General features: G+C 74.6%; 12 protein-coding genes. 9 read left to right on the forward strand and 3 right to left on the reverse strand.

The window, feature by feature from the left end:
• The 4 genes from NOD94_RS38110 to NOD94_RS38125 all read left to right on the forward strand — a co-directional run.
• On the forward strand, positions 1-745 hold a 745-nt coding region (locus tag NOD94_RS38110), incomplete at its 5' end, for an ATP-binding cassette domain-containing protein (protein WP_281210831.1).
• Positions 742-1,515: an ABC transporter ATP-binding protein gene (locus NOD94_RS38115; RefSeq protein ID WP_281210832.1), complete on the forward strand. Its 774-nt coding sequence runs from the start codon at positions 742-744 to the stop codon at positions 1,513-1,515. The genes NOD94_RS38110 and NOD94_RS38115, both read left to right, overlap by 4 nt.
• A 143-nt stretch (positions 1,516-1,658) precedes the next feature.
• Positions 1,659-2,507, forward strand: coding sequence for an aldo/keto reductase (locus NOD94_RS38120; protein WP_281210833.1), 849 nt, complete (start codon positions 1,659-1,661; stop codon positions 2,505-2,507).
• Between the two features lie 10 nt (positions 2,508-2,517).
• The gene (locus NOD94_RS38125; RefSeq protein WP_281210834.1) at positions 2,518-2,943 is read left to right on the forward strand and encodes an RICIN domain-containing protein; all 426 of its coding nucleotides are present in this window, start codon (positions 2,518-2,520) and stop codon (positions 2,941-2,943) included.
• Positions 2,944-2,979: 36 nt separating this feature from the next.
• Here NOD94_RS38125 and NOD94_RS38130 read toward each other — a convergent pair whose 3' ends face one another.
• Complete coding sequence (locus NOD94_RS38130) at positions 2,980-3,285, reverse strand: 4a-hydroxytetrahydrobiopterin dehydratase (protein WP_281210835.1); 306 nt, start codon at positions 3,283-3,285, stop codon at positions 2,980-2,982.
• A gap of 159 nt (positions 3,286-3,444) precedes the next feature.
• Here NOD94_RS38130 and NOD94_RS38135 point away from each other — a divergent pair, with 159 nt between their 5' ends.
• Complete coding sequence (locus NOD94_RS38135; protein ID WP_281210836.1) at positions 3,445-4,233, forward strand: helix-turn-helix transcriptional regulator; 789 nt, start codon at positions 3,445-3,447, stop codon at positions 4,231-4,233.
• Here NOD94_RS38135 and NOD94_RS38140 read toward each other — a convergent pair.
• Entirely contained in the window at positions 4,219-4,644 is a 426-nt protein-coding gene (locus NOD94_RS38140; RefSeq protein ID WP_281210837.1) for a hypothetical protein, read from the reverse strand. The two genes, NOD94_RS38135 and NOD94_RS38140, sit on opposite strands and share 15 nt — an antisense overlap.
• 195 nt (positions 4,645-4,839) lie before the next feature.
• Positions 4,840-5,457 (reverse strand): TOPRIM nucleotidyl transferase/hydrolase domain-containing protein, encoded by a 618-nt coding sequence (locus tag NOD94_RS38145; protein WP_281210838.1) that lies wholly within the window; start codon positions 5,455-5,457, stop codon positions 4,840-4,842.
• Between the two features lie 225 nt (positions 5,458-5,682).
• Between NOD94_RS38145 and NOD94_RS38150 the strand changes: the two genes are divergently transcribed.
• The 4 genes from NOD94_RS38150 (at position 5,683) to NOD94_RS38165 (ending at position 10,062) form a co-directional block, all read left to right on the forward strand.
• Positions 5,683-6,732 (forward strand): hypothetical protein, encoded by a 1,050-nt coding sequence (locus NOD94_RS38150; RefSeq protein ID WP_281210839.1) that lies wholly within the window; start codon positions 5,683-5,685, stop codon positions 6,730-6,732.
• Entirely contained in the window at positions 6,729-7,292 is a 564-nt protein-coding gene (locus NOD94_RS38155; protein WP_281210840.1) for a toxin-antitoxin system, toxin component, read from the forward strand. The genes NOD94_RS38150 and NOD94_RS38155 overlap by 4 nt, the downstream gene beginning before the upstream one ends.
• 89 nt (positions 7,293-7,381) lie before the next feature.
• Positions 7,382-8,851: a pyridine nucleotide-disulfide oxidoreductase gene (locus NOD94_RS38160; RefSeq protein WP_281210841.1), complete on the forward strand. Its 1,470-nt coding sequence runs from the start codon at positions 7,382-7,384 to the stop codon at positions 8,849-8,851.
• Complete coding sequence (locus NOD94_RS38165) at positions 8,848-10,062, forward strand: MAB_1171c family putative transporter (RefSeq protein WP_281210842.1); 1,215 nt, start codon at positions 8,848-8,850, stop codon at positions 10,060-10,062. The genes NOD94_RS38160 and NOD94_RS38165 overlap by 4 nt, the downstream gene beginning before the upstream one ends.
• Positions 10,063-10,186: the final 124 nt, after the last annotated feature.

Genomic DNA, 10,186 nt, shown 5'->3' on the forward strand with positions numbered 1-10,186 from the left:
GACGGCCGATGCCCCGCCCGGGTCGGCGGGCGGCGGGGCGGGCCCGCGGGGGGCGCCCGCCCTGGAGCTGCGCGACGTCACCGCCGGGTACGACGGAGGTCTCGTCCTGCACGGGGTCGGACTCACGGTGCGTCGGGGTGAGATCCTCGCCGTGCTCGGGCCCAACGGGGCCGGGAAGTCCACGGCCTGCCGGGTCGCCGCCGGGCTGCTCCCCGTCACCGGCGGGACGGTCCTGGTCGGCGGGCGGGACGCCACCGGCGACGGGGCGGTGCTCCGGTCCCGGGCCGGGGTCCTGCTGGCGCCGGAAGGGCGGGGGATCTTCCCCGCGCTGACCATCGAGGAGAACCTGGCCCTGTACCTCCCGGAGGCAGCCGCCCGGGCCGCCGTCTACGACCGCTTCCCCCGCCTCGGGGAGCGGCGGGCGGTGGTGGCCGGGGCCCTGTCGGGCGGGGAGCAGCAGATGCTGGCCCTCGCCCCGCTGCTGGAGCGCCCGCCGCAGGTGCTGATCGCGGACGAGCCCTCCCTCGGCCTGGCGCCGCGCGTCGTGGACGAGGTGTACGGGCTCCTCACCGAGATCCGGGACGCCGGTACCGCGTTGCTGCTGGTGGAGGAGAAAGCGGCGGAGATCCTGGGGATCGCCGACACCGTGGCCTACCTCGCGCAGGGCCGGGTCTCCTGGTGCGGCCCCCGGGCCGAGGTGGAGACGGACCGGCTGACCGAGGCCTACCTGGGGATGGTGCCATGAGCGGCGGCTACGTGCTGGAGGCGAGCGGGATCAGTGTGCGCTTCGGCGGGGTCAGGGCGCTGACCGGGGTGGACCTGGGGGTCCGCGCCGGGGAGGTGTGCGGGCTGATCGGGCCGAACGGGGCCGGGAAGACGACCTTGTTCGACGTCCTGTCCGGGATCCGGCGGCCCGACCGCGGCCGGATCCTGCTCGACGGGACGGACGTCACGCGCCGCTCCCCCGTCTGGCGGGCCCGGCACGGGATGCGTCGTACGTTCCAGCGCCAGCAGTTGTTCGGGCAGTTGAGCGTGGCCGACAACGTGCTCGTCGCCCAGGAGTGGCGCGGTGGCGGGGGTGGTCTCGGCGCCGACCTGTTGGCGCTCCCCGCGCGCCGCCGCCGGGAGCGGGAGCGGCGCGAGCGGGGCCAACGGGTCCTGGCCTCCTGCGGGATCGGGTCGCTCGGCGAGCAGTACGCCGGTGGGCTGCCCGTCGGCCGGGCCCGGATGGCCGAGCTGGCGCGTGCCGTGGCCGATCCGCCGAGGGTGTTGCTGCTCGACGAGCCGGCGTCCGGGATGTCGGCGCCGGAGCGGGAGCGGCTCGCGGTGGTGGTGCGGCGCCTCGCCGAGGAGGAGGGTTGCGCGGTGCTGCTGGTCGAGCACAACGTGGCCTTCGTGATGGACGTGTGCGCGCGGGTCGTCGCGCTGGACCTCGGCGCGGTCCTCGCGGAGGGGACGCCGGCCGAGGTGCGTGCGGACCCCTCGGTCAGGGAGGCGTACCTCGGTACGACGTGACACGGCGTGTGGGGGGCCGACGGCCGGGGGCGTCGCGCCCGGCGGCGGGAATACGGTGTGCGGGGGGCCGGTTGTCGCCCCTCGTACACCGTGGCGCGGCCAGGTCCGCACCGCCCGCACCGACCCGAGGGAATCGACCACACGTGAACCAGGTCCCCACCGTCAAGCTCAACAACGGCACGCTCATGCCCCGGCTCGGCTACGGCGTCTGGCAGATCCCGGACGCCGAGGCCCGGCAGGCCGTCGGCACCGCTCTGGAGGCGGGCTACCGCAGCATCGACACGGCAGCCGTCTACGGCAACGAGGCCGGGACCGGGCGGGCGCTGGCCGCCTCGGGGGTGCCGCGCGCGGAGCTGTTCGTCACCACCAAGCTGTGGAACGGTCCGTCGCACACCTGGGACCGGGACGCGGTGCTGCGCGCGTTCGAGGACTCGCTCGCCAAGCTGGGCCTCGACCACGTCGACCTGTACCTGATCCACTGGCCGCGCCCGATGCGCGACGACTTCCTCACCATCTGGAAGACGTTCGAGGAGATCGCGGCCGACGGCCGCGCGAAGGCGGTCGGCGTGTCGAACTTCCGTCCGCGGGACCTGGAGCGGCTCGGCGAGGTGAGCGCCCTGGTGCCCGCCGTGAACCAGATCGAGCTGCACCCGCTGTTCCCGCAGGAGGAGCTGCGCGCCCTGCACGCGGAGCTGGGCATCGTCACCGAGGCCTGGTCCCCGCTGGGCCAGGGCAAGGAGCTGCTGACGTTGCCCGCGGTCGCGGAGATCGCGGCCCGGCACGGCCGCACCGCCGCGCAGGTGGTGCTGCGCTGGCACCTCCAGCGGGACAACGTGGTGATCCCGAAGTCCGTGACCCCCTCCCGGATCCGGGAGAACCTGGACGTCTTCGGGTTCGAGCTGGACGCCGCCGACCTGGCCGCGCTGGACGCCCTGGGTGCGACCGCGGCGGGCCGTCGCATCGGTCCGGACCCGGCCGCCTTCGACGTCTGAGGGCGCCGGCGTGAACCTTCCCGACGGGACCTACCGGATCAGGAACGTCGAGAGCGGGCTGGTGCTCCAGCTGGAGGGCGCCTCGCGGGTGCGGGTCGGGCCGGACGGGCCTCCCGCGCCGGCGGCAGCCCGCCGCTGGCGGATCTCCCCCGTGCACAGCGGCGGCGGGATCTTCCACGTGGTGAGCGAGGACAACGAGCGCCGGCTGGACGTCGCGAACGCCTCGACGGACAGCGGCGCCCGGGTGCAGGTGTGGCGGGCCAACGCCTTCGGCGCCCAGGAGTGGCTCGTCGAGCGGCACCTGGACGACCCCGGGGTGGTGTCGCTGATCGCCTGCGTCAGCGGGCTGTCCCTGGAGGCCGACGACGAGGGCCGGGCCCGCCAGAGCGAGGACACCGACTCCCCGTCCCAGTGGTGGCGGCTGGAGCCGGTGTAGTGGAGCGGGCCCCCGCCTCCGGCCCCCGCGGCGGGCTCAGCTCGCGCCGTGGGCCGGGGCGAGGGTCTCGACGCGTTCGGCGAGCGCGAAGTCGGTCTCGGTGACGGCGCCGCCGGCGTCGTGGCTGTTGACCGACAGCCGGACGGTGTTGTAGCCGAGGGTGAGGTCGGAGTGGTGGTTCAACTCGTCCTGGACGACCGCGATGTGGACGACCAGGGCACTGGCCGCGACGTGCGTGCCCAACCGGTAGGTGCGGACGATCCGGTCGTCCTCGAAGGCCCAGCCCGGGAGTTCCCGCAGGCGGTCCTCGATCTCCTTCTGCGACAGCGGCTCACTCGGCATGCACCGGCTCCTCATCCCTCGGGTACGCCCCGTCGTACGTCCGTGACGTGGGGTCAAGGTTCGCACAGCACGGCCCGCGGAGGCCCCTTCGCGCCGCGGTGCGTGCGTGTCCCCGAGGTGCTTCCGCCGCCGCCACCGTCCTCGGCTAACGTCGGAGCCATGACGACGGCGACTGTGGGAAACCTGCTGCGCACCTGGCGGGAGCGGCGCGGGATCAGCCAGCTGGAACTGGCGGGCCGGGCCGACTCCTCGTCCCGGCACATCAGCTTCGTGGAGAACGGCCGGTCCCGGCCGAGCGAGGAGATGGTGCTGCGGCTCGCCGAGCACCTCGACGTACCGGTCCGCGACCGCAACGCGCTGCTCGTCGCGGCCGGTTACGCCCCCCGGTACGCGCACACCCCGCTGGACGCCCCCGCCATGGAGGTGCTCCGCGAGAGTCTGGAACGGCTGATGACGGCCTACGAGCCGTACCCCGCGCTGGTGGTCGACGCCACCTACGACGTCGTCGCCGCGAACCGGGCCGTCATGATGCTCCTCGACGCAATGCCGGAACACCTGCTCACCCCGCCGTTGAACGTCATGCGGATCACCCTGCACCCGGACGGCCTCGCCCGGCGGATCCACAACCTGCGCGAATGGCGCGGACACCTGCTGGAGCAGATGCAGCGCCAGATCGCCCTGGCCCGCTCGCCCGCGCTGCGGTCCCTGTACGAGGAGGTCGCCGCGTACCCGGTGGCGGACCGCCCCGGCGACACCGAGCCACGGGAGTCGGTCCCTTACATCGCGCTGCCGCTGCGCCTGGAGCACGACGGGGAGATCCTGTCCTTCGTGTCGTCCATCTCCACCTTCAACACCCCGATGGACGTGACCGTCGCCGAGCTGGCCATCGAAACGCTCCTGCCGGCCGACGCGGCGACGGCCAAGTACCTGCGCTCAACGGGTTCCTGAGCCCGAAGCGCGCAGCGCCAGCTGCTGGAGCAGGGCGAACGACGCGACGGTCAACGCCTGCGCCGGGATCCACACCGCACCCGCGGTCGTGGGGGCCGGGCCGACGAAGAGGGCCACCAGACTGAGCGCGGCCCAGGCGTAGTTGGCCTCGATGACCACCTTCACCGGGAAGGCGGCCGGCCGCGGCCGGGAGGCGAGCAGCCCCACCCCGGCGCCGTACAGCAGGAGGAAGACCCCGAGGCCGAGCAGGAGCGTCCCGTCGACGCCGAGCATCCGGCCGAGCGGGGCGGAGAAAGCCGCGTACGCCACGCCGTTCCCGCTGGTGACCACCGCGTCCAGCGCGAGGAAGCGGCGCAGCGCGGTCTGCGGGACGGTGGTACGGGCGATGTTTCCGAACAGGGTCGCGGACATGGCGGTCAGCCTCCATCGAGGTCGGGTGCACGGGGCGGATGCCGGATCCCGGAGGCGAGTGCGCGCCCCCGGAACCCGATGCCCCCACTGTGCCGCCGCCGCGGGACGGGGTCGATTACCTCCCGGGTAACGCCCGTCGGACGGGCCGCGGGGCCGGGCCGGCGGCGCGGTGGCGGTCGAACCCCGCGGGCCGGGTCACAGGCTCCCGAGGAGGGCGGCGAGCGGGGCCGGGACCTGGCCCGGCGCGAGGGACTCCACCAGGAGGCGGCCGTAGCGGATCTTGCGGCCCTTCCTCGTCCCGAGGAAGCGCCGCAACAGCCGCTGCCGGGGCCGGCCCTGGTGGGCGGGCTGGTGCAGCAGGGTCTGCCAGGCGCGCAGGTCCCCCTCGGCCTCGATGATCTCCTCGACGCGCGCCGTGCCGAGCGCGCGGATGAGTTCGTCCTCCAGGTCCGCGGCGCACACGAAGAAGGCCGCGCCCGGCGCCCCGGCCCGCTCCAGGCCGCGCTCGTAGAAGCCCTGCTCGTTCTCGTCGCACAGACCGGTCAGGCGCAGGCCCAGTCCGGGCGGCCCGAGCAGGCCGGCGTACCGGGCCACGTTCATCGCCCCGCGCATCGACACGACGGACACCCCTTCGGCGGCGAGGTCACGGCCTTGCCGTTCGGCCAGGGCCTCGACGGCTTCGAGGTCGCTCGGCCCTTCCAGGAGCACCGCAGCCCGTAGTCCGAGCCGCGCGGCCAGATCACCGGCCGGGCCGCCGGGCCCGCCGGCCGCCCAGTTGTTCACGGCGTCCCGGAACGCCCACATGTCCACCATGCGGCGAGTCTGCCCTGCGACGGGCGGCGCGGCACGGCATTATCCGGCGGCCCCGCCGAACCGCGCGGTCGCCGTCGTGGCCGAGGCGAGGGTGCCGAGAGCCAACCCTTTTTGAGACCGACCGCAGGGAATGTTGGGGTTGTGCTGGTTCGAGGAAGTGCCGAGGACTAGGCTTCACGCAGCCCGTTCCCTCGAACGTCCTGTCGACTTACGGAGAGCTTCCCGGTGCGAGCCGCCGCCCGACCCGACCTCATCGCGGCCCGGGACCGCATCGCCCACCTGGCCGGTCAGTGCGGGCAGGACCCCGCCGAAGTCCTTTCCGTGGAACGGCTCGGGCACCTGTCCGGAATCGAACCGGAGCTGATTCCGCAGGTGTTGGCCGGAACGGCAGCCGAAGTCCCCCTGGAACGAAGGGTGCACGAGCGGTTCCTGCGACTGCGCGCCACCCGTCGCGACAAGCACGGCCGGGAGTGGTCGCTCGCCGCCATCGCCGAGGACTTCGACGCCCCCGGCGCCTCCCTCGGCCCGCTCAACGCGGGCACCGGACTGCCCCGGCTCGGCCACGCCGCCGGCGTGCAGCGCTTCTTCGGGGTGTACGCCGGTTTCCTGATGGCCGACAGCAAGAGCGCGGTGGAGCGGGCCCTGGCGGCGGGTCCGGACGGCCCCGTCGCCGCGGACGACCTCGACCACCTCTCGTACCTCAGCGGCCTCACCCCACAGGCCATCCGCCTCACCCTCGACGGGCACCCGCCGAGGCTGCCGCTCCGCGAACAGGTACGGCTGCGTTTCGAGCACCTGCGGCGGACCCGGCCCCGCGCCGACGGTCGCCCGCACTCCCTGACGGCCATCGCGGGGTCCTTCGACGCCTCCGGCCAGTCCCTGACCCGGCTGGCCCGCGGCGAGGGGCTGCCCAACCTCGCGGCGGCCGCCGGGATCCAGCGTTTCTACGGCGTCGAGGGCGGCTTCCTGCTGGCCGACGACGCCGAGGCGCTGGCCGGCGTACTGGGCTGCGTGGAGGGCGAGTTGCGGTCCGTCCGGGCGGGCGGGACGGACGGGGAGAACCCGATGCTCGCGGTGCTGCGCGCCCATGACGTACGGAGCATCGTCACGCGCGCCGGACGCCTCTCCCCGGCGGGCTGGAAGTCCCTCGCCGACTATCTGGACGAGCTCCTCGCGCGCGAGGGCCGGCCGGTTCCCCGCGAGCCCGAACCCGGCACCACCGCTCCGGGCGGGGGCGACGGGGCGAGGGTTCCCGGCGGGGAAGAGGCGTCATGAGGACCACCCGGACCATGCGGAGCCTCGGGGCCGCCCTACTGGCCGACGTGCGCCCGGCGGCGCCCTCCGACGCCGCCCGGATCATCGGCGCGCTCTGCACCGCGTTCGCACGCCGCCGCGGCGGCCGGCCGTTGGAGTTCCGAGCGGTTCCCTTCCCGCCCGACACCGCGAGCGGTCTGTGGCTGGAGCTGGAGGACCGCGACCTGCTCGTCATCGAGGCCCGCACCCGACCCGAACACCAACTCGTCATCGCCTGCCACGAACTGTGGCACGTGCACGAGGGCACCTGCGACGCGCACGGCCCCGGAATGACGGTCGCGGCCCGTCTGACGGGCCCCCGGGGCAGTCTCGCGGAGCTGCTGCGTCCGGATGCCCCGCTGGACCACGTGGTCCGGCAGGCCGCCGCACGCGCCGACCGGGAGGATCCCGCGGAGATCCGGGCCGAGACCTTCGGCCTGTACCTCGGCATGCTCCTCAAGGCCTTCCTCCCACCTCGCGGACAGGCGCACTTCCCGGAGGAGATCGAGCGCATCAACACCTCGCTCGGATGGGGCCGTTGACCGCCCCGCACGGCACCGTCGTCCCGGCCGCCCCCCTTTCCCACCTACGCCGCCCGGCCTTCGCGCGGCCTGACAGAGAGCACCACACGATGACCCGGTCCACCCCGCCCCGCCACGCCGTCGTCATCGGCGGCAGCCTGGCCGGCCTCCTCGCGGCAGCCGTGCTCGCCGACCACGCGACGGTCACGATCATCGACGCGGACGCGCTGCCCGCCGGGCCGCGGCCCCGGCGCGGACTCCCGCAGGCCCGGCACGTCCATGTCATGTGGTCGGGCGGGGCCCGCGCGATCGAGGAGATCCTGCCGGGCATCGGCGAGGAGTGGACGGCGGCCGGGGCGATCCGCCGCAGCCTGCCCACGGACCTGGTCACCATGACGCCGCAGGGCTGGATCCCCCGCTGCGGCGAGAAGCAGTTCAGCGTCTCCTGCAGCCGGGACCTGCTCGACTCCGTGATCCGCGCCCGCGTCGGCGCGCTCCCGGGGGTCACCACCCTCCAGCGGAGCCGCGTACGGAGCCTGGAGGGGACGGCGGCGCGGATCACCGGCGTCCGCGTCGACACCCCCGACGAGGACGGGCGACTCGTGTCGGCCGATCTCGTCGTCGACGCCTGCGGCCGCGGCTCCCGGGCCCCGAGCTGGCTGGCGGCCCTCGGGGTGAGCGGCATCCGGCGGTCCGAGGTCGACTCAGGGCTGGTCTACGCGACCCGGCTTTTCGAGGCGCCCGAAGGGGCGCACGAACTGGGCTTCCCGATCGTCAACGTGCAGTCCGACCCGCGGGTTCCCGTCCCCGGCCGCACCGCGACGATCGTCCCGATCGAGAACGGGGTGTGGCAGGCCACCCTCTCCGGCACCCGGGGCGGCCGGCCCACCGACGACCCCGAGGCCTTCGTCCCGTTCGCCAAGGCCGTCCGGCATCCGATCGTCGGCGAGCTCCTGGAGGGCCGCGAGCCGCTGGGCGACGTCGCCGTCACCCAGGGCACCGCGAACCGGCGGATCCATTTCGAGCGGGCCGACCTCCCCGACGGGTTCTTCGCCGTCGGGGACTCCGTCGCCACCTTCAACCCGCTCTACGGGCAGGGCATGACGGTCGCCGCCCGCGGACTGCTCGGCGTCCGCGCCCTGCTGCGCGGCGGCGGCCTCGACCGGCCCGGCTTCGGCATCGCCGCCCAGCGCGCGCTCGCCCCGCCGGTCGCCACCGCGTGGGAACTGGCCACCTCGCAGGACATCCGGTACCCCGGGGCGATCGGCATGAGGCCCAGGCCCGGCGCGGGACTCCTCGACGCGTACGTCGGCCGCCTCCTGACCGGGGCCACCACCCAGGAGCCGCTCACGGCGGCGTTCCTGGAGGTCGTCACCATGAGCAGCCCGCCCACCCACTGGTTCCGCCCCCGGACCGTGTGGCGGGTGCTGCGGGCCTCCCGACGGGGCGCCCCGCAGGGCCCGCCGCTGACCGCCGCCGAACGCGCCGTCGCCGGGCTCGGCGGTGCGGACGGTACGGGTGCCGCCGGCGGGCCAGGCACCGACCCGCGGGAGCCGGGCCCGACCGGCCGCTCCCGGTGAGGGAGGACCTCGTCCTGTACCTGGCGGGATCCGTCATGGTCCTGGCCCTGCTGATCAAGGCCCCCGCACTGCGCCGGAACTGGGACCAGCCGCTGATGCGGGCCGTCTGCGCGCTGCTGGTGGTCGGCTGTCTGCTCACCTTCCTGGCGGCGCCGCCGTCGCTGGCCGCGGTCAACGAGGTCACCGGCGTCGTGAACTGCGCCGCCCCGCTCGTGTACGGCGTCCTCACCGCGTTCTCGGGGGCCTCGGTCGTCCTGATCCTGCACTGGGCCGGGGGCCCGGCGGACGGGGTCCGACGGGCCACGCGGCTGACGGTGTGGGCGTTCGGCGCCGTGACCGCCCTGATCGTCGCCCTGTTCGTGATCGGGGACGCGCCGGTGGAACGGCTGCGGGACCTGGACACGTACTACGCGAACACCCCGTGGCTCCGCGAGATGATCGTCTGCTACCTGCTGGCGCACACGGTGGGCAGCACGGCGCTGAGCGTGCTCTGCCTCAAGTGGACGCTGCGCGTCGACCCCGCGCTGCGGTCCCTGCGGTGGGGGCTCGCGCTGCTGATGCTCGGCGGGCTGATGGACCTCGGGTACCTCGTCGCGAAGTGGGCCGCGGTGGGCGCGCGCTGGTCCGGGCGGGACTGGGACTTCCTGTCCACGCACGTGGCCCCGCCGATGGCCTCGGCGGCGGCGCTGCTGGTGGGCTCGGGGTTCATCGTGCCGATGCTCGGCGGGTCGGCGCCCTGGCGGGACTTCAGCCAGTACCGACGGCTGCGCCCGCTGTGGAGGGCCCTGCGCGGGTTCGCCGCCCGGAGCGTGACGACGGTGCCGCTGACCTGGTGGTCGCCGGTCGGGATCCGGCTGATCCACCGCGAATCGATCATCGACGACGGGTTGCTGGCCCTCGCCCACTGGTTCGACCCCGCCGTGCGGTCCGCCGCGTACGAGGCCGCGCGCGGCCAGGGCCTCGACGGACCGGCCGCCGCCGTGGTGGCGGACGCCGCCATGCTCGCCGCCGCCTGTCAGCACCGGACGGCCGCCGAGCGGGTGTGCGGGGACGGGGCGGCCCCGGCGGCTTCCGGTCCGGACTCCGGCCCGGACGGGCCCGCCCCGTACCGACTCGGCGGGCAACCGCTGGGGCCACTGGCCCGGGAGTTCCGGCGCTCCCCCGTCGTCGCCGCGGCCCGCCGCGCGGCCGCCGCGGCCACCCCGACCTGAACGGAACGCGCCGCACGCCGCGGCTGCCCGCCGCGTGCGGGCCGGGGGGCGGCCCCTCAGATCGGAATATCACAAGTCTGAAATCCAGTCACAATGTACAATCTGGTTTTTGTGGTGTCTGTTG

This window comes from Streptomyces sp. Isolate_45 (genome assembly GCF_024721315.2).
In the GTDB taxonomy this organism is placed as follows: domain Bacteria; phylum Actinomycetota; class Actinomycetes; order Streptomycetales; family Streptomycetaceae; genus Streptomyces.